Source organism: Aquirufa antheringensis, assembly GCF_023921165.1.
Classification (GTDB): domain Bacteria; phylum Bacteroidota; class Bacteroidia; order Cytophagales; family Spirosomataceae; genus Aquirufa; species Aquirufa antheringensis.
The window spans coordinates 1,645,265-1,665,593 of record NZ_CP049835.1 but is presented as its reverse complement, the minus strand read 5'-3'; the positions used below and the strand labels follow the sequence as shown (position 1 = coordinate 1,665,593).

Sequence of the window (20,329 nt, the reverse complement as noted above, 5' to 3'; positions counted from 1 at the left end):
TTACTGTTTCAGAAGTTTAGCTTTGGAATGGTCAATTTGAATATAATAAAGTCCTTTAGGGATGTTTTGGGTAGATAAAGTCGTGGAATTAGAGCCCTTCGTTTGAGGCAAGGTTTTCTGTAGTACTTCGCGACCTACAGCATCCACCACACGCAATTGTGTTTCGGAAGTCATTTCAGCTTCCCAATCTACTTGAACTACATCGTGCGAAGGATTCGGATATACTTTTACGTTTATCGATGCTGACTCCACCCCCATAATATTAAAATCAGGGATCGACCAAGGCACTAGGCCTAAATTCGTTGTATTCCACGCCACATTCGTCAGCAAATGGAATTCCCCTGGCAATAAATTCATCTTCGCTTCCGCCTCTTTCACCTCAAAGGACTTGCCACTAAAATAATCGTACCAAACACCGGTTTTAGGAAAACTCGCAGAAACAACTTGAGAATTAACATCCGGATTAGCTAAAACTAACAAGTAGTCCGAGCCTTTCGTCAACAGATTCCGCTTCACCGCAGATAGAGAACCCACCGTGAAATCGGTCGTCGTAAAAATAGGTTTAGTCGTTTTCAATGCCCCTAATTGTTGGTACACTTTCAACAATTTAGCGCGTTCAGAATCCTGTACATAAGTCCATTTTAATGGTTTAGTACCTGTTCTACCATTCTCATTAATCGAAACATCGTAGCCTAATTCGCCAAATTGCCAGATCATTTTAGGTCCCGGAATCGTAAAAAAAGTGGCCGCAGCCATCTTCATACGCTCCAGTTTTTCTTGTGCCGTGAAGACTTTTTTGCCTCCATTCGTCACTTCGACCATCAGGCGTTCTTCATCGTGGGACTCAATGTAATTCATCACACTCGGGTTAGTAAAACCACGCATTTTATACGAGGCGTTACTCAAATCTTGGGTGTAACCCTGTGCCACACGAGCCATATCAAATTTGCTATTCCCCCACAAAAGCATTCCGTAATTACCTAATTCATTCTCCTCATTGTTTGCCGCGAAATGCTCTAGAACCACATAAGCGGAAGCATCATAAGATCGAATTTTATCATAAATTCTTTTCCAAATCTTCACGCGGGACGCGTCGTATTGCCCCCACAGATCGACATTTGAACCGGAGGGAGTTTGGGTAAAGCCTTTGGACAAATCGAAACGATAACCATCGATTTTATATTCTTCTAGCCAAAACTTCGTCACTACATCCACCAGCCATTGTGTATGGGTGCTCTCGTGATTAAAGTCAAAGAACACACTGTACGGGTGCGTCGCGGAGGGATTAAAAAACGGACTCGTCGCGGTAGGCTTCGCCCCATCCCAATACATTTTCACATAGGGATTCTCGTAATCCGCCTGGTTCAACACGATGTCCATAATGACCGCAATCCCATTTTCGTGGCATTTATCGATTAAATATTTCAAGTCGTTCTTCGTCCCATAAGCCTTGTCGGGCGCCGTATAAAAGATTGGATTATAGCCCCAAGAATCGTTCCCAGAGAACTCCGCCACCGGCATTAATTCCAGCGCATTAATCCCTAATTTCTTCAAATAACCTAGCGAATCCGCCACGGTTTTATAGCGTCGATCCGCCACAAAATCACGCACTAACAGCTCATACACCTGTAAGTTCGAAGACGCTGGACGCGTAAACGAAGTCGTCTTCCAAACGTAAGGCGTCGCCCCTGATTCAAAAACCGAGACAATTCCTTTTGCGCCTACAGGATAGGTTTTCAGCGAGGGATAGGTGGTAGCTGAAATGTAGGTGTCATTGTTTGGATCCAAAATCTTCTCCGTCAACGGATCCGCCACGGCTAATTTTCCATCCACCCAAAACTGATAGGCCACCTCTTTCCCCGCCTCTTGCACCCCTAAATCAATCCAATAGCGCAAGCCGTCTGCGGTTCTTTTCATCAAATAAGCAGGCAAGGCCGACCAATTCGAAAATTCCCCAATCGCATAAACGAACGAGGTCGAAGGCGCATAGAAGCACAATACCACCTTATTCCCTACATAATTCACTCCATCTTTCATTCCAGCAGGCAAAGCTTCCGTTACTACCGCGGGTTTTGTAAGGATTCTAACTGAATCTTTTAAACTCGAAGATCCCGAAGTTCCCTCTAAAATTAGCGTATGCAACTTGCCTTTTTCGGTACCCAAAGAATACGCATACGTAAGAGAGTCCGACGAAGCGGTGGAAGCTAAAACAGTCCCAGCCGATTTCAAACTAATCGATGAAGTCGCGGAAAATTTCGCGCGGACATTCACTGAAGATCCCGCCTCCGCTAAGGTAAAAGACTCCGCAGGAGAAAGCCATTTCAAGGCATAAGAACCTGCGTACAGTTTGAGAACAAAATCCTCTGTCTGCGCTTTTCCATCACCACTTTTTAATAACAAGCCTAGCTTAACGATGGGATTTCCAGCGGGTACATTGAAATAGGTGCGCGGGTTTAGTTTGATAGACCATTTGTCATTGCCTAAGGAAGTCATCTTTCCTTTGTCGAAGGGAGCGCTGAAGTTGGTTTGGCCAACGGGCTGGTATTTAAACGCATCTCCGGGATCCGCATCGCCGGCTCCGGACCATAAAAACACGTCACTCGTTTTCCCTAAAAGACCAGAAGCCCGCGAATCTTTCGCGAGCTTCAAATCAAAAATTAAGGTAATCTCTTTATCTCCCGAGGGAAAAATCTCTTCTGTCGTTACTTGCGCAAAGGCAGAAAAACCGAATAAAAGGAAGAATAAAATTCTCATCGGATTTCAAAAATTTGAGCTGATTTACCTGGAACGCTGAGTGTTTTTCCAAAAACGACATCCGTCGATTCCATCACATTATGCGCTTTCGATCCTGCCGGTAAAACTTCTTCGTAATGGCTTAAGTCGATCGCACGAGCCTCCGCATTCTTGTTTAGAACCACCATTACTTTGGCCTTATCTGTATATCTGAAATACACATAAACACCGTTTCCTTCGCCTGAATTTTCTGGACCAAAATGCAACAATTTGCCCTTATGAATCGCCTCAGCACCTTTTCTCCACGTTAAAATTTTCTGGAAGAACGCTTGCATCGCCTTCTCATCTGCTGTCATATTCGCACCTGTAAACGCGTTTTTCGCATCGCCAGCCCAGCCACCGGGGAAGTCCCCGCGAATCTCACCATGTTCAGATGATTTCGGATTTGACATCAAAATTTCCGTACCATAGAATACCTGCGGAATTCCACGAGTCGTAAAAATGTAGGTCATTGCCATCTTCAACAAAGCCTGATCATGCTTCACCTGCGTGTAGATACGCGACATGTCATGGTTATCTCCAAAAACGACCAAATTATCCGGATCCGCGTACACCAAATCATTCGAAATGACGCTGTAAATTTTATTCAAACCTTTGCCCCATTCCTTATCGTTTTCATTCATCGCCTCCGAAATCGCATTTTGTAATGGGAAGTCCATTAATGCAGGTAAAGAGGACTTATAGCCATCGCGGTTCACTTTTCCGCGCTGCCAATACGAAGTAATGATTGGATTAGAAGACCATTCCTCTCCTACCATATTTAAATTCGGGTACTCATTTATTACGGCATCAGACCACATCGTCGCGAATTCCTTCGTTGAATACGGATAGGTATCGATGCGTAGACCACCTAAATGTGCGTACTCAATCCACCAAATGGTATTTTGAATAATGTACTGCTGCATAAACGGATTCTTTTGGTTCAAATCCGGCATCGCTGGTACGAACCAGCCTTCTGTCTGTAATTTCGCATCGTATTTCGACACGTGTGGATCTTGAACAGTCTCTCGGCGGTGCGTAGTGGAGGTGAATTTCCCACCAAAATTAATCCAATCCTTGAATGGCATATCTTCCATCCACCAATGGCCATTTCCACAGTGATTCAAAATAATATCTTTGATTAAATACATCCCATTCGCCTGGGTCTTCATCCCCAGTTCACGGTAGTCTTCATTCGTCCCAAAACGGCGATCAATCTTATAGTGATCTGTAATCCCGTAACCGTGGTAGCTTTCTAATGTTTGGTCATTTTCCACCTCCGGCATATTCCAGATAGCGGTAAAACCCATATTTTTAATGTAGTCCAAATGGTCTAAAATCCCGCGTAAATCCCCACCATGGCGATCATACAACGCGCCCCTGTTCAAGGACATATCTCGCATTCCAGCGACTTTGTCATTTGCTGGATTACCATTCGCAAAACGATCTGGCGTGATTAAATAGATGACATCTTTCGTGGAATACGATGGACGATTCGCTGAATTATTCGCACGAGCTTCCAGTGAGTAATTCACCGTATGGATCACTGTGCCATTCTTCTTAATCACTAATGGATACGTTCCAGCTTGGGCTCCCGCCTCCACGATCAAATCTACAAATAGGTAATTAGGACTATCGGCGTTCGTTACTTTTCTCACGCTCAACCCCTTCTTCGATGACGTTACTACGCCTCCGCCCAGGTCTTTACCTTTGATCAATAATTGTAAATTCGGGTTCTTCATCCCTACCCACCAGTTCAGGGGTTCGACACGTAAATCTTGAGCAATAAGGGAAAAGGAGGCACAAAAGAAGAGGCCTAGAAAAAGGACTTTTTTCATAAATGTATAAAGTAGTGAATGATTGAATAGCTTTGTGAGCTGTAGAACGAAAATAGGCAAAAAACGTGACTCTCCGGAAGCATCCCGGAAGAATCCTATAAACAAGATTGACCGATAAGTAAAATATACCCGATTTATTTGGTATTATACCCGTAATTGGAGATATTTGCTCGGTAAATTAGGCTCAAAGCCTCCCAGAGTCGATTATTTAAATAATACAAATATAAATTTTATCTTTTATGTGTGGAATCGTAGCGTACATCGGAAAACAGCCAGCATTTCCCGTTATTTTAAAGGGTTTAAAGCGCTTAGAATACCGTGGATATGACAGTTCAGGTATTGCATTATTCGGTGATATGGTGAACACATTCAAGAAAAAAGGCCGTGTAGCAGAACTAGAAGCTTGGGATGAAGAAATCATTTCAGAAGCGACAGTCGGTATCGGTCACACGCGTTGGGCAACCCACGGCGAACCGTCTGATGCGAATGCGCATCCACATAGCTCGAACAGTGGTCGTTTGACTTTGGTCCATAACGGTATCATCGAAAACTACGCTTCACTAAAGCAAGAATTAATCCAAAAAGGCTACACTTTCAAGAGTGAGACAGATACAGAGGTTTTAGTAAACTTCATCGAAGACATCCAAATCAACAACAATTCTTCCCTTGAAGAAGCCATGCGTATCGCGTTAAAACGCGTGGTGGGCGCTTACGTGATCATCGTGATGGAAGAAGGCTTCCCTAATCGCTTGATCGCAGCTCGAAAAGGTTCTCCTTTAGTTATCGGAGTAGGCGAAGGCGAGCATTTCTTAGCCTCAGATGCTTCCCCGATTATCGAATACACGAAGAAAGTTATTTACGTAAACGACTACGAATTAGCCATCATTACGCCGGATGAGATCATTCTAAAGAACTTAGGTAACGAAACTATTACACCCTATATACAACAGTTAGACATGGAATTAGCCCAAATCGAAAAGGGCGGTTTCGACCATTTCATGTTGAAAGAAATTTTTGACCAACCGGGCAGCTTAACAGATTGTTTACGTGGCCGTTTGGACATGGAAAATCTAACGTTAACGCTTGCGGGCGTCGAAGAACACATGTCCGTTTTCTCACAAGCAAAACGCATTATCATCGTGGCTTGCGGAACGAGCTGGCACGCCGGTTTAGTCGCGGAATACATGATCGAAACCCTTTGCCGCATTCCAGTAGAGGTAGAATATGCGTCTGAATTCCGTTACAGAAATCCAGTCGTAGGCGAAGGCGATGTGTTAATTGCCATTTCCCAAAGTGGTGAAACAGCCGATACCCTAGTGGCTATTGAAAAAGCGAAAGAAGCAGGCGCCTTTATTTTTGGGGTGGTAAACGCAGTAGGATCATCTATCGCCCGTTTATCTCACTCAGGTGCTTACACTCACGCTGGTCCAGAAATTGGCGTAGCGAGTACAAAAGCTTTCACTGCACAATTAACGGTGTTAGCGATGATGGCCATCAAAATTGGTCGCGAGAAGAAGACCATTACCGAAGCAGAATACAACCGCTATTTGGCAGAATTAGCCCTAATCCCAGAAAAGGTAAAAGCGGTTTTGGAAACCCACGAATCCATCAAAGAAGTGGCAAAGCATTATGCTGACGCACGTGACTTCTTATTCCTAGGTCGTGGATACAATTTCCCAGTAGCTTTAGAAGGCGCCTTGAAATTAAAAGAGATTTCCTACATCCACGCGGAAGGTTATCCTGCAGCAGAAATGAAGCACGGTCCTATCGCCTTAGTGGATGAAAACTTACCCGTATTATTCATCGCCACAAAAGATGCCTACTACGAAAAAATCGTTTCAAACATTCAAGAGATCAAAGCCCGCAAGGGAATGGTGATCGCGGTAATTTCTGAAGGCGACACCTTAATTCGCGGAATGGCGGATCACGTGATGGTGGTTCCAGAAGTAGACGAATTATTAGCCCCACTTGTTTCGGTGATTCCTACACAGATTCTTTCTTACTACATTGGGGTCTTGAGAGGATTGGATGTGGATAAGCCGAGGAACCTCGCTAAAAGTGTGACAGTTGAGTAAATGGACATTTTAGATCTTCGCGATTTTGCCTTAAGTCTTCCGGATTCAGAGGAATGTCAACCTTTTGGCCCTAACCACTTGGTTTTTAAGACGAAAGGGAAAATGTTTTTATTGTTAGACCTAGTTTCTTCGCCCCCGACGATTAATTACAAGGCGGTTCCGGAGGATATTTTGGCCCAAAGAGAGGAATTCCCTGATTCTGTCTTCCCGGGATACCACATGAACAAGAAACACTGGAATACGATGTATTTAAATCGCTATTTACCGCAGAATAAAGTATTGGAATTCATCCGAACCTCTCATTCATTAATTAAAAAATAAAACCTTTTTCAGTTTTTGGATGTTAGAAACGTATGCCTGAAAAAATTATTGAGGTCCGCCACCTGTCGAAAAAATTTGGATCGTTCCAAGCCGTCTCAGACGTTAGCTTTTCTGTTTACAAAGGCGATGTTTTTGGCTTTCTAGGACCGAATGGCGCCGGAAAAAGCACAAGCATACGCTGCCTGAATTCACTAATCAAACCAGACAGTGGGACGGTTGAAGTTTTTGGGCAATCGATTACGACTCACCGGGAATCCATTTTAGGACGTATTGGAAGCATTATCGAAAAACCTGATTTTTATAAATATTTATCGGCTTACCGGAATTTAGAAATCTTCTCCCGCATCTCCGGAAAACCTTCTAGCAAGCAAGAAATCTACAAAATGTTAGACTTCGTAGGCTTAGGCGGTCGCGAGCGAGATAAATTTGCAGGATTCTCTCACGGGATGAAGCAACGTCTAGGCATCGCCCAAACGCTCTTGCACAATCCCGACCTCATCATTTTAGACGAACCCACCACAGGCTTAGATCCTCAAGGGATTATCGATATTCGAAACTTGATTTTGCGACTGAAAAATGAGCAAAATAAAACGGTGTTGTTGTCGTCACATAATTTGGCAGAAATCGAACTGATTTGCAATCGAATGGTCATCATCAATAAAGGTCGATCGATCGTGGAAGGCAATGTGAGTGATCTAATGAACGGCGAAAACCTCATTTTGCGCCTGGAAGCGAGTCCTATGCCCGCTGCAAAAAATGTGTTATTAGCCTGGAAACCTACTCTTTTATGGGATAACGTAGGAGACTCTTCTATCCAATTCCCCATCGAAAAATCAGAAATCCCCCATTTGACGAAACTTCTCGTCGCACAAAATATCGAAATATACAGCCTAGAGGCGAAACGCACGCTGGAGGATTATTTCATTAAAATCGTATCACAATGATCCTTTTCAACAGCATTTATAACGAAATTATCAAGATTGCGCTGAAGCCCCGAAGTTATTTAGGACTAGCTGCTATCACCGTTTTAGTGGCCGTCATCCAATTTGCGTTGAAAGCGGATGGTATGTCCATCATCTCTTTTGTGACCGCTTCCTTCGAGCAGACTTTGACTTTCGAAGGCAACGTCTTGAATGGAAACTTGGTCGCTTTCATTATTTTACAAATGTTATTAGTCCAAATCCCCCTCCTAGTCGCCTTAGTAACCGGCGATTTAGTCTCTGGCGAGGCGGCCATGGGCACCATTCGTATGCTAGCCACGAAACCGATTTCTCGGGTTCAACTGCTGTTATCCAAATTTATTGCCGGAGGCATTTATACCTTAATCGTCATTTTATGGATGGGTGTGATGTCAGTGGTAGTTGGGAAATTACTGTTTGGGACGGGCGATATGATGGTGCTGAATTCCGATGGATTAGTGATTTTGCAGGAGGCGGATGTGAATTGGCGGTATTTGGGCGGATTTGCGGTGGCATTTTTAGCGCTGTTTACGGTGAGTTCTTTGTCCATTTGTCTGTCGTGTTTTACGGATAACTCCATAGGCCCTATCGTGGCGACGATGTCTGTTATCTTATTATTTACCATTATCGGGACCCTAGATGTGCGTGTTTTTGACCCCATCAAACCGTATCTATTCACCACTCACATGGCTTCTTGGCGTTCGTTTTTCGAAGACCCGCTGCCGCTTTCGGCGATTTGGAGATCCATTGCTGTTTTAGTGGCGCATAATGTGGTGTTGATTTCCGTTTCACTTTACACTTTCCACCGAAAAGATATTCAATCATGATGCGCGTAATCTTACTATTTCTTTCTTTTTCACTCTTCGCACAAGATGCGAACAAGACGGTGATGCAGGTGTTAGCCCGCATGAACAAGGTGCGTGACTACAAAGTCGAGTCTCTGATTAAATCCGATATTCCGCTGGTCAGAATTATGCCGGCAAAGGCGACGATTTATTTCAAACAGCCGGAAAAATTTCGGATGATTACAAAAGGAATTGCGATTTTGCCCAAAAAAGGTTTCACCGACTTAACTGCCTTATTGCGAAATAAAGCGGCTTACAATGCCTTGTTCACCGGTTTCGAGGTTATTGATGGCGTAAAAACAGAGTCAATTACTTTATTGCCCACAGACGATTCAGGTGAAATAGTATTAGCGAAAATCTGGGTCGACCCTACGTTAGATTTGATTTTAAAATCTCAAATCACCTCTCGTAGCAACGGAACCGTACTTTCCACTTATGTATATGGTGCTGAAAAAGCCTACGGACTTCCATCCGAATTGAATATCACGGTCGACGTAAAAAAATTCAAGATCCCGAAAGGCGTCGTAGTCGATATCAACCGCACCGCGGTCGCACCGGTAAATACGCGCAAAACCGGCCAAATTCGCCTGTCTCTTACGAACTACGTCATTAACCAAGGAATAGAAGACAAAATCTTCAAGGACTAACACTCCTTCCTTGTACTATATTACCGGTAGCTTTCGTTCTTTTTTCGTAATTTAGATTTCTAAATAGACTCGAAAATGAAAGGAATCATAAGTTGGGTGCTTTTATGTTTGTCATTAACAAGCAACGCACAAAACTGGCAGTTGACCGGATTTACAAAGGCTGACGCTGAAAATCCGATTCTCTCCCCCTCCCTTGAAGCGCGTTTCCTCGATCCCATCACCGGGAAAAAAGTAGGCTGGGAAAACAAAAACGTCTTAAATCCCACGGCCCTTGTTCGCGATGGCCTCGTTCATTTGCTTTATCGCGCACAAGATTCACTTGGAACTTCCCGCATTGGTTTAGCCACCAGCGCAGATGGCATCCATTTCAAAAAAAGCCCTGAACCCATTTTATTTCCGGCAAATGATGCCTTCCGTGGCTTTGAATGGCCAGGTGGTATTGAAGACCCTCGAATTGTAGAAACTTCAGAGGGCGGCTATTTTCTCACGTATACCTCTTATGATGGCAAAGTGGCCCGTCTTTGCGGTGCCTTTTCGAAAGATTTACAAACCTGGGAGAAAATAGGCCCCCTTTTTACCTCAGAAAAATATTTGAATACCTGGTCGAAATCAGGTGCCCTAGTTTCAGAACAAAACGGTTCGAGAATCGTGGCCAAAAAGATCGGAGGGCTCTATTATATGTATTTTGGCGACACTGATTTATTCCTAGCGACTTCGAAAGACTTACGTCATTGGGACATCCTAGAAAATGCAGAAACGAATGTTCGTTTATCTGTTTTAAAACCTCGGGCAGGCTATTTCGATAGCCGATTAGTAGAGCCAGGGCCTTATGCCCTACTTCGCAAAGAAGGAATTGTATTAATCTACAACAGCTCGAATGCGGCGAATTACAATGAAGCGCGCTTCCCCAAATTCACGTATGCCGCCGGCCAAGTATTGTTCGACGAACAGAAACCATATAAAGTTTTGGCGCGAACAAATGAGCCCTTTATTTGGCCTAATCAGCCCTATGAAAAAGTAGGCGAAGTGAATGAAGTATGTTTCGTGGAGGGTTTAGTACCCTTTATAGGAAAATGGTTCCTCTATTATGGAACCGCAGACTCTAAAATCGCTGTTTCTATCAAAAAATGAGCTCACTAGGATTACATAGCGTCCACCACATCGCCATCATCTGCTCGGATTATGTGCGTTCTAAGGCCTTTTATACGCAGGATTTAGGACTTGAAATGATCCGAGAAGTGTATCGGGCTGAACGCGATTCGTATAAATTGGATTTAGCGCTGAACGATCACTATGTGATTGAATTGTTCTCTTTCCCTAACCCGCCCGCTCGACCTTCGAGGCCGGAAAGTTGTGGTTTGCGACATTTGGCATTTCAAGTAAATAACCTGGACTTGACGGTGCAGGAATTAACCAAAAAAGGCATCACATCGGAGCCCATTCGCATCGATGAGTTCACTGGGAAGCGATTTACCTTTATCGCGGATCCGGATGATTTGCCCCTTGAATTTTATGAATTATGAATAGAATAGATAAAAAACCACTTTCAAAACTAGGATTCGATTTCGTAACACCCGCTTTCTTAGAAGAGGGCCAAAGCGAATTCGACCACCGCAACTCCAACATCAACTTAGGGGCTTACCGTCCGCTAGCGCCGCGTGAGATTAGTATCCTAGAAGCGAACTTGAACGAGGCAGAGAACTGGAAAGACGTGTGGGTGAAAGAGGGTTTTAATCCGTACTTGGTGAAGAATTGCCGCTTTTTTGGCATTAACCGTATCGGTATTTTAGAAAGTTGCTATTTAGAATTCAAAAACCTGCGCATGCCGGTGGGTCTTTATAACAGCACCTTGATCTCGTGTGATTTTGGCGATAACGTAGCCATCGATCGCGTGAACTTATTGTCTCATTACCAAATCGGAAACGAAGTAATGATCCTCCAAGTGAACGAATTAGCTACCACGGCGACGGCGAAATTTGGTAATGGTATCGTAAAGAAAGGCGAAGAAGAGCGCATCCGAATTTGGATGGAATTAGGCAACGAAAATGGCGGACGCAAGGTCATTCCATTCGTGGGAATGAAACCTGCCGATGCTTTTTTATGGACCCAAGACCGCGATGACACCTTATTACAAGCGAAGTACAAAGAAATGACCATCCAAGAATTCTCGTCTAAACGCGGATTCTATGGCCAAATCGGCGACCGCACCGTCATCAAAAACACCGGCATCATCAAGGACGTCAACATGGGTACCGATACCTATATCAAAGGCGCGAATAAATTAAAGAACTTAACGATCATCTCGAACGCCGAGGCCTCCACCCAAATAGGCGAAGGCTGCGAAATCGTGAACGGTATCATCCACGAAGGTTGCCGCATTTTCTACGGCGTAAAAGCAGTTCGTTTTATTTTAGCAGCCCACTCGCAACTGAAATACGGCGCGCGTTTGATCAACTCCTTTTTAGGAAGTAACTCGACTATTTCTTGTTGTGAAGTTTTAAATGCCCTCATATTCCCGGCCCACGAACAACACCACAACAACTCGTTTTTGTGTGCAGCAATCGTTAAAGGCCAGAGCAATATGGCAGCCGGCGCGACTCTCGGTTCCAACCACAATTCGCGCGGTGCGGATGGAGAATTGCAGGCCGGACGTGGATTTTGGCCTGGCTTATCCGTGGCCCTAAAACACAACTCGAAGTTCGCCTCCTTTAACCTCATTTCGAAAGGAAATTACCCAGGTGAAATCCACAATCCACTACCCTTCTCCTTAATCGGGAACGATGATTCCGAGGGCGGATTATTAATCATCGCAGGCTATTGGTTCCAGTACAATATGTATGCTCTAGCCCGCAATGCCTGGAAATTCGCAGCTAGAGATCAAAGAACCGACAAAGACATGTTACTCGAGTTTGATTTCTTAGCGCCAGACACAGTCTCGGAAATCTTGCAAGGGATCAACTTATTAGAAAAATGGGTGTCTGAATCACTTGGCGGCGGAGATGGCAAAGCTTGGTTAAATGACCCAGCCAACGCTTCGAATCCGTTAGCCGTTTACGCGACAGGCATCGAGAACACGAAACGCAGAACGCGCATCGCTAAGGCTCATAAAGCCTACCAGATCTTCCATGATTTGTTATATTATCATGCGGCCAAAGAATGGTTAGCCACTTCCGAGCGCCACCCCACCGCTTCTCCATCGGCGCTTTTACAAGCGACCTTAAAAAATGCTACAGCCATTCAAGTTTGGGAAAATCTAGGTGGACAATTGATTCCATCCGGCGTCATCAACGAGATGAAAGAGGATATTAAATCAGGCCAAATCACTCGCTGGAAACAGGTACACGAATTCTACGAAAAACAAGCGGCGCTGTACCCAGAGCAGAAATTCGAAAACGCCTTAAACGGCTTATTACAGATCAACCCCAATGCGTTCGAAAATATTCCAGCCTGGATTGATCGCGCCATCGCCACCGCTGATTTCTTAACGGCAGGCATCGAACGTTCTCGTTCAAAAGACTATGAGGATCCGTTCCGCTTAGCCATGTTCGGAAACGCAGCAGAACTCGATGCGGTGATCGGTGATGTGAAGGAGAATGAGTTTATTCAGGAGGCAAAGGCGAAGCAGGTGGTGTTTAGAGAGAAGCTTAAAAAATTAGATAAGAGAGTATAGAGAAGAGAGCTGAGATGTGGAATTAAAAAAGGGGCCAAGGCCCCTTTTTTAATAATTTAGAAATATAAAGGTCAAAATCTATACTCTATAATCTCCTCTCTCTACTCTAAACTTATGGCTTGTTAGAGTCTACCACCAACCTCTGCTCTCTATTCGCAATTTCCCAAGCCATGTAGAACACTAAACGGCCTACTTTTTGGATTTGGTCAAATTCGATTTTGTCTACCTCATCACCTGGCATGTGGTAATCGTCGTGAACTCCGTTAAAGAAGAATGCCACTGGAATACCATGTTTAGCGAAGTTGTAGTGATCTGAACGGTAGTAGAAACGGTTCGGGTCGTTCGCGTCATTATACCGGTAGTCTAATTCCAAACCTACGTGTTTCTTGTTTTGCTCCACTAACACCTCACGTAATTGAGACGACAATTTATCTGATCCGATCTCATAGATATAATCCGGCTTGCCTTTGTGCTCGTCATCATAACGACCAGTCATATCCGTGTTTAAATCTACAACCGTGTTCTTTAACGGGAATAAAGGGTGATTTGCGTACCACTCAGAACCCAAAAGACCTTTTTCCTCACCCGTCACCGTCATAAATAAGATACTACGACGTGGACGTTTTCCTTCTGCCGCTGCTTTACCAAAAGCCTCCGCTAATTCCATCACCGTTACGGTACCAGAACCATCGTCGTTTGCGCCGTTGTTGATTTGGCCATCGGCAGAAACACCGATGTGATCGTAGTGTGCTGTTAAAACAACCAATTCTTCTTTCTTATCTGTTCCTTCTAAATAACCTACGACATTGTAGGTATCCACTGGCTTCTCCGTTCTTTCGATCGTCACTTCGATAGGAGCTGCTTTGAATTTAGAGGCAACAGATTTTTTTGCCGTGGCTAACGATGCCTTGTACGCTAATAATTCCGCTTCGGTCGTGCCTAAGATTTCAGCTGCCACTTCAGAGGAGATTAACAAGACCGGCGCTTCGTTTGCTGCAGAGGCCGCATCAGCGAAGGCCATGCGCTCATTCCCGAAACGCTTCATCATCACTTGACGTTGACGTACTTGGTTGCCAAAAGATTTCGTATCGCGATCCGCGATCAAGATCAAACCTTTCGCTCCAGCTGCTTGTGCACGCTTTAATTTTTCTTTCCAGCCGTCACCTTTCCCGAAAACGGATGGATCTTTTGAACCAGACAATACATAGTTACCCGATGCGTCTTTTGCTTCCCCTTCGAAAGCTAAAACGTATTTACCTTTAGCATTTAATTTGTCAAAATCCGTGTACCCTCCTTGTTGTACCGCGAAACCAGCAAAAACTAAAGGAAACTTTGATTTCGCTGCAACAGGCGCAAGTGCATTCGCCATCATTTCACCTAGGTACTCGTATTTCTTTCCTTTAGCAGAAATGAAAACGTTCGTCCAAGCGCGGTTGACTAAGTCCACTTTTTGGAAATAAGACCCATTCACCGGCGCAATGCCTGATTTCTTAAAAGAGTCTGCAATATAATTCGCCGCCACTTTCTGCTCTGGCGAACCCGTATTACGACCTTTCAGGCTATCTGAGGCGATAAAAGTCAAGTGTTTTTTCAGATCATCCGCGCGAATAGACAACGCGTAAGGAACTGGATCTCCCTGAGCGATGGCGCTCATCGGGATAAATTTAGCGGCTAAAAATAGCCCTAAAACGTAGATGTTAGTTTTTTTCATTTGTTGAAACAAAATTTAAGAAAGCGAAGTTAAGAATCTAAAAATAAATCGCTAAAAAAAGATTAAATTTGTGGCGATTTTATCATCCAAATTCTCAGAATTTATGACCCCAAATTACACTTATCAGGAAGACTTCTCGTTACGTCACAACAATGCAGAAGCAGCTGATATAACCGCCATGTTAAAAACAATCGGTGTGGATAGCCTAGACACACTTATTCAACAAACTGTACCAGAAAAAATCCGCTTAGCCCAAGGTCTTCGCCTGCCAGAACCGAAATCTGAATTCGCGTTCTTGCGTGACTTTAAAGAAGTCATGGGTCAAAACCAGATCTTCAAATCACACATCGGTTTAGGTTACTCTGATACGATTGTGCCTACGGTCATTTTGAGAAATATTTTAGAGAACCCCTCTTGGTACACGGCCTACACGCCTTACCAAGCGGAGATCGCCCAAGGTCGTTTGGAAATGTTATTGAACTACCAAACCATGATCATCGACTTAACTGGCATGGAATTAGCGAACGCGTCCCTTTTAGATGAAGGAACGGCGGCAGCGGAAGCCATGACGATGTTATATGGCCAAAGACCAGCAGAACGCAATCAAGCTGAGGCTTATTTCGTGTCTGAATTATGCCTTCCACAAACGATCGACTTATTAAAAACGCGTGCTGAACCTATCGGCATTGAAATCGTGGTGGGTGACCACCGCACTTTCGACGTAACAGATGCGCGTTTCTACGGAATGATGTTACAATACCCTGCTTCTAACGGTGAGGTATTTGATTATAGCGCGCTAATCGCAGCAGCGAAGGAAAACGGCTTACAAGTTGTAGTCGCAGCTGATTTATTAGCCTTGACTTTATTAACGCCTCCAGGTGAAATGGGAGCAGATGCGGTCGTAGGTGTTTCCCAACGCTTCGGGGTACCGATGGGCTTTGGAGGACCGCACGCCGGTTTCTTCGCTACGAAAGAAAAATACAAGCGTAATATTCCGGGACGTATCATCGGTGTTTCGGTGGATGCAGAAGGGAATCGTGCTTTACGTATGGCGCTTCAAACGCGTGAGCAACACATTCGCCGCGAAAAAGCAACCTCTAACATCTGTACGGCGCAAGTATTGCTTTCCATCATGGCAGCTTCTTACGCGATCTACCACGGCCCAACAGGCTTGAAGAAAATCGCCGAAAAAGTATACGGCTTGACTGAATTACTAGCGGTTAACTTACGCAAACTTGGATTTACCTTAGAAAATACGAACCACTTCGATACGCTGACGATTCAGACGGGAGCACAGACGTCGGACTTACGTGTTTTGGCAGAAAAAGCACAACGCAACTTACGTTACACGGCGACTACGACAAGCATCTCTCTAGATGAGACGACGCAAGAAGCAGACGTAATCGAAATTATCTCGTTCTTCGAGACATTAAAAGGCGCGAAAACAGCAGAGAAAAACGTTACTTGGGCGATCCCAGCAGCGTTAACTCGTAGCTCGACTTTCTTAACGCACAGCGTTTTTAATAAATACCATTCCGAGCACGGAATGTTGCGTTATTTGAAATCATTGGAATCAAAAGATTTATCGATGGTTCATTCGATGATCTCCTTGGGTTCTTGTACCATGAAATTGAATGCGACGACGGAAATGATTCCGGTGACTTGGCCAGAATTAGGCAAGATTCACCCCTTCGCACCGGCTTCTCAGACGAAAGGTTACCAGCAAATGGTCGCTGAATTAAATGATTGGTTATGTGAGATTACTGGTTTCGCGAAAATGTCGATGCAACCGAACTCGGGAGCACAAGGTGAATACGCTGGTTTGATGACCATCCGTGCCTACCACGCCTCTCGCGGAGATCACCACCGTAACATTGCCATCATCCCGTCATCTGCACACGGAACGAACCCGGCATCAGCTGTTATGGCTGGCATGAAGGTGATTGTTTCCCCTTGCGATGCGAACGGAAATATTGACGTGGCTGATTTGAAGGCCAAAGCTTTAGAACACAAAGACAACCTCTCTTGCTTAATGGTGACCTACCCAAGTACCCATGGGGTATTCGAGGAGACCATCCAAGAGATTTGTGAAATCATCCACGAAAATGGCGGTCAAGTCTATATGGACGGCGCGAACATGAATGCACAGGTAGGTTTAACCTCCCCTGCGCGCATTGGAGCGGATGTTTGTCACTTGAACTTGCACAAAACTTTCTGTATCCCTCACGGAGGTGGTGGCCCAGGCATGGGACCTATCGGCGTAGCGCCACAGTTAGTTCCTTTCTTACCAGGTCACGTACATGACGGAACTTCGGGAGCGGTTTCTGCGGCACCAGTAGGATCAGCTAGTATTTTGGCCATCTCCTATGCTTACATCGCGATGATGGGCGGCAAAGGATTGACGACTGCGACAGAAACGGCGATCTTGAACGCGAACTACATCAAGGCTCGTTTGGAAAAAGAATTCCCTATCCTATATACCGGTTCACAAGGACGTTGCGCTCACGAGATGATCGTGGATTGCCGTCCGTTCAAATTATCCGCTGGCGTAGAGGCAGAAGATATCGCGAAACGTTTAATGGATTACGGATTCCACGCTCCTACCCTTTCATTCCCAGTAGCTGGAACATTAATGATTGAGCCAACCGAGTCTGAGAACAAAGACGAGTTAGATCGTTTCTGTGATGCGCTTTTGAGCATTCGTGCGGAGATTCGCGAGATCGAAGAAGGCAAAGCGGACAAAGCAAACAACGTGTTAAAGCACGCGCCTCATACACAATCGGCTGTTTTAGTAGGCGATTGGGATCGTCCTTACTCACGCGAGAAAGCGGTATTCCCGCTGGCATATGTGAAGGCGAATAAGTTTTGGCCTACGGTTTCTCGTATCGACTCCGCTTATGGAGATCGGAACTTGGTTTGCGCTTGCGAGCCGATGGAGAGTTATATGTAATTTTACGTTACGCGTTACATGGAAGGCGATCCCTAGGGATCGCCTTTTTTAATGCAAATAAAATTTAGTATGCTTGCATAACATAATTCCTTTTATTTATATTTACGCATCGAGATTTAAAAACGTAGATATGAATCGTGCCATTAAAAAAGTAGCCATTTTAGGCTCAGGAATTATGGGCTCTAGAATAGCCTGTCATTTCGCAAATATTGGGGTTCAGGTCCTTTTATTGGACATTGCACCACAGACTTTGAGCCCAGAGGAAGAGGCCAAAGGTCTTCGTTTAGAACACCCTTCGGTACGCAACCGAATCGTCAACGCAGCATTTCAACAAACTATAAAAGCAAAGCCCGCATCGCTCTACGCAGCTGGCTTTGCAAATAACATTAAGCTAGGCAACTTCGATGACAACCTATCCGAAATCAGTTCTGCGGACTGGATCATGGAAGTAGTCGTTGAAAACCTAGCTATCAAACAATCCCTCTACGAAAAGGTAGAGAAGTACCGCACACCGGGCACCTTAGTAACTTCCAATACATCGGGTATTCCGATTCATTTGATGTCAGAAGGTAGAAGTGATGATTTCCAAAAGCATTTCTGCGGAACCCACTTCTTCAACCCTCCCCGCTACCTACGTTTATTCGAAGTGATTCCAGGTCCTAAAACGGACAAAGCGATTATCGAATTCTTGTTAGGCTACGGCGAAACTCAATTAGGTAAAACAGCCGTTCTTTGCAAGGACACTCCTGCCTTTATCGCGAACCGCATCGGTGTTTATTCGATGATGCAGACGATGAAAGTGGTGGAGGAATTAGGACTTACAGTAGAGCAAGTTGATAAATTAACTTCTAAAGTCGTAGGTCGTCCTAAATCTGGTACGTTCCGTCTTTCGGATGTAGTCGGTTTAGATACGACGGTTCACGTAGCGAACAATTTGAAGGCCGCTTTAGTAAACGACGAAAGCAAAGATATTTTCAACCTGCCGGTGATGTTACAGCGTTTGATGGAAAACAAATGGCTGGGCGATAAAACAGGTCAAGGATTTTATAAGAAAACCAAAGACGAAAAAGGCAAAACGGTCATCCTGAGCCTGGATCTACATACGTTTGAATACCGCGCTGCGGAACGCGTGAATTTCGAAACCTTAGATCGCTCGAAAGCGATCGATAACCTAGCAGATCGCTTCGCGCTTTTATTAGCGGGAAAAGATTTAGCCGGCGAATTCTACCGCAAAACCATCCTTGATGGTTTCCGTTATGCGTCGAATCGTATTCCAGAAATCGCAGATGATCTAGTCAAAATTGACCAAGCGATTTGCGCGGGTTTTGGCTGGGAAATGGGAATCTTCGAAACCTGGGATGCCATCGGTGTTGTTAATGGAATCGAATTAATGAAAGCCGAGGGTCTTGCAGCGGCAGCTTGGGTAACGGAGATGGTCGCAGCAGGACACACCTCATTCTACAAAGTAGAAAGCGGCAAGCGTTTGTTCTACGACATTGCAACTAAGAAATACCAAGCGATCGCAGGAGCTGAAAAGCAAATCAATTTGCAGATCTTAAAGCCTACGAAGACTGTTTCGTCGAACGACGATATGCACATCGTGGATTTAGGCGATGGCATTTTAGGCTTAGAATTCCACTCGAAAATGAACACGATGGGCCAAGGGGTCCTGGAAGGCATTCAAGAGGCAATCGCGACGGCGGAAAAAGATTTCCAAGGTTTAGTGATCGGAAACGAGTCGAACGAGGCATTCTCTGCAGGTGCGAATCTAGGGATGTTGTTCATGTTCGCGATGGAACAGAAATTCGATGACATTAATAATATGATCGCGACGTTCCAAGAAACGATGATGCGTGTGCGCTACTCGGGTATTCCGGTAGTCGTTGCACCACATACGTTAGCGCTGGGTGGCGGTTGCGAGATCAACTTACACGCGGACAAGATTGTCGCTCACGCGGAATTATATATGGGTCTAGTCGAAGTGGGAGTCGGTTTGATTCCTGCGGGTGGTGGAACGAAAGAGATGGCTTTAAGAATGGGCGATGCCCGTCGCGCTGGCGATGTGGAGTTGAACCGTTTGCAAGAGGCCTTTATGAATATTGCAACGGCGCGCGTGAGTACTTCGGCGCACGAGGCGAGAGAGATGAATTATTTACGCGCTCAGGATCGCATCGTGTTGAATCGCAATCAAGTGATATCGGAGGCGAAAAGAGAGGCTTTGGCCTTAGCAGACGCAGGATATGTCCAAAAAGCGAGACGCAACGACGTCTGGGTGGAGGGAAAACAAGGTTTGGCCCTATTCAAAGCAGGTATCCAAGGCATGTTAATGGGACGTTACATCTCAGAACACGACGCCTTAATCGCGAATAAATTAGCCTACGCGATCTGCGGTGGCGATTTAGATGCTCCGCAAGTCGTGAGCGAAACGTATTTACTCGACCTAGAAAGAGAGGCTTTCCTTTCACTATGTGGCGAGAAAAAGACCATGGACAGAATCCAAAGTTTATTAGGTGGCGGTAAACCACTCAGAAATTAAATCGT

At 44.9% G+C, this 20,329-nt stretch carries 13 protein-coding genes; 10 read left to right on the top strand and 3 right to left on the bottom strand.

From position 1 onward, the window contains the following. Positions 1-2,754, bottom strand: a complete 2,754-nt coding sequence (locus tag G9X63_RS07585; protein ID WP_252622257.1) for an alpha-amylase family glycosyl hydrolase — start codon at positions 2,752-2,754, stop codon at positions 1-3. After that, positions 2,751-4,610, bottom strand: a complete 1,860-nt coding sequence (locus tag G9X63_RS07580) for a glycoside hydrolase family 13 protein (RefSeq protein WP_252622254.1) — start codon at positions 4,608-4,610, stop codon at positions 2,751-2,753. Before G9X63_RS07580 ends, G9X63_RS07585 begins: the two co-directional genes overlap by 4 nt. A gap of 239 nt (positions 4,611-4,849) precedes the next feature. Here G9X63_RS07580 and glmS point away from each other — a divergent pair, with 239 nt between their 5' ends. From glmS to G9X63_RS07540, 8 genes are all read left to right on the top strand, one after another. Then, positions 4,850-6,685 carry a glutamine--fructose-6-phosphate transaminase (isomerizing) gene (gene glmS / locus G9X63_RS07575; protein WP_252622252.1) on the top strand — a complete coding sequence of 612 codons (1,836 nt, stop codon included), beginning with the start codon at positions 4,850-4,852 and terminating at the stop codon, positions 6,683-6,685. Then, positions 6,686-7,006 (top strand): MmcQ/YjbR family DNA-binding protein, encoded by a 321-nt coding sequence (locus G9X63_RS07570; protein WP_252622250.1) that lies wholly within the window; start codon positions 6,686-6,688, stop codon positions 7,004-7,006. Between the two features lie 32 nt (positions 7,007-7,038). Continuing rightward, a complete protein-coding gene (locus tag G9X63_RS07565) occupies positions 7,039-7,950 on the top strand; it encodes an ABC transporter ATP-binding protein (protein ID WP_252622248.1) in 912 nt (303 codons plus the stop codon). Continuing rightward, positions 7,947-8,792 (top strand): ABC transporter permease, encoded by an 846-nt coding sequence (locus G9X63_RS07560; RefSeq protein WP_201738097.1) that lies wholly within the window; start codon positions 7,947-7,949, stop codon positions 8,790-8,792. Before G9X63_RS07565 ends, G9X63_RS07560 begins: the two co-directional genes overlap by 4 nt. Then, positions 8,789-9,457, top strand: a complete 669-nt coding sequence (locus G9X63_RS07555) for a LolA family protein (RefSeq protein WP_130896010.1) — start codon at positions 8,789-8,791, stop codon at positions 9,455-9,457. The genes G9X63_RS07560 and G9X63_RS07555 overlap by 4 nt, the downstream gene beginning before the upstream one ends. A gap of 75 nt (positions 9,458-9,532) precedes the next feature. Continuing rightward, complete coding sequence (locus G9X63_RS07550) at positions 9,533-10,588, top strand: glycoside hydrolase family 130 protein (RefSeq protein ID WP_252622246.1); 1,056 nt, start codon at positions 9,533-9,535, stop codon at positions 10,586-10,588. Continuing rightward, positions 10,585-10,980: an SMU1112c/YaeR family gloxylase I-like metalloprotein gene (gene gloA2, locus G9X63_RS07545; protein ID WP_130896008.1), complete on the top strand. Its 396-nt coding sequence runs from the start codon at positions 10,585-10,587 to the stop codon at positions 10,978-10,980. The genes G9X63_RS07550 and gloA2 overlap by 4 nt, the downstream gene beginning before the upstream one ends. Continuing rightward, on the top strand, positions 10,977-13,127 hold the full coding sequence (locus G9X63_RS07540) for a DUF4954 family protein (protein WP_252622244.1): 2,151 nt from the start codon (positions 10,977-10,979) through the stop codon (positions 13,125-13,127). Before gloA2 ends, G9X63_RS07540 begins: the two co-directional genes overlap by 4 nt. A gap of 112 nt (positions 13,128-13,239) precedes the next feature. On the opposite strand, the gene G9X63_RS07535 is transcribed toward G9X63_RS07540, so the two are convergent. After that, a complete protein-coding gene (locus tag G9X63_RS07535) occupies positions 13,240-14,838 on the bottom strand; it encodes a M28 family peptidase (RefSeq protein WP_130896006.1) in 1,599 nt (532 codons plus the stop codon). A 103-nt stretch (positions 14,839-14,941) separates the two neighbouring features. Between G9X63_RS07535 and gcvP the strand changes: the two genes are divergently transcribed. After that, positions 14,942-17,788: an aminomethyl-transferring glycine dehydrogenase gene (gene gcvP / locus G9X63_RS07530; protein WP_252622242.1), complete on the top strand. Its 2,847-nt coding sequence runs from the start codon at positions 14,942-14,944 to the stop codon at positions 17,786-17,788. A 130-nt stretch (positions 17,789-17,918) separates the two neighbouring features. Beyond that, positions 17,919-20,324, top strand: coding sequence for a 3-hydroxyacyl-CoA dehydrogenase/enoyl-CoA hydratase family protein (locus tag G9X63_RS07525; protein WP_252622240.1), 2,406 nt, complete (start codon positions 17,919-17,921; stop codon positions 20,322-20,324). Positions 20,325-20,329 lie beyond the last annotated feature (5 nt).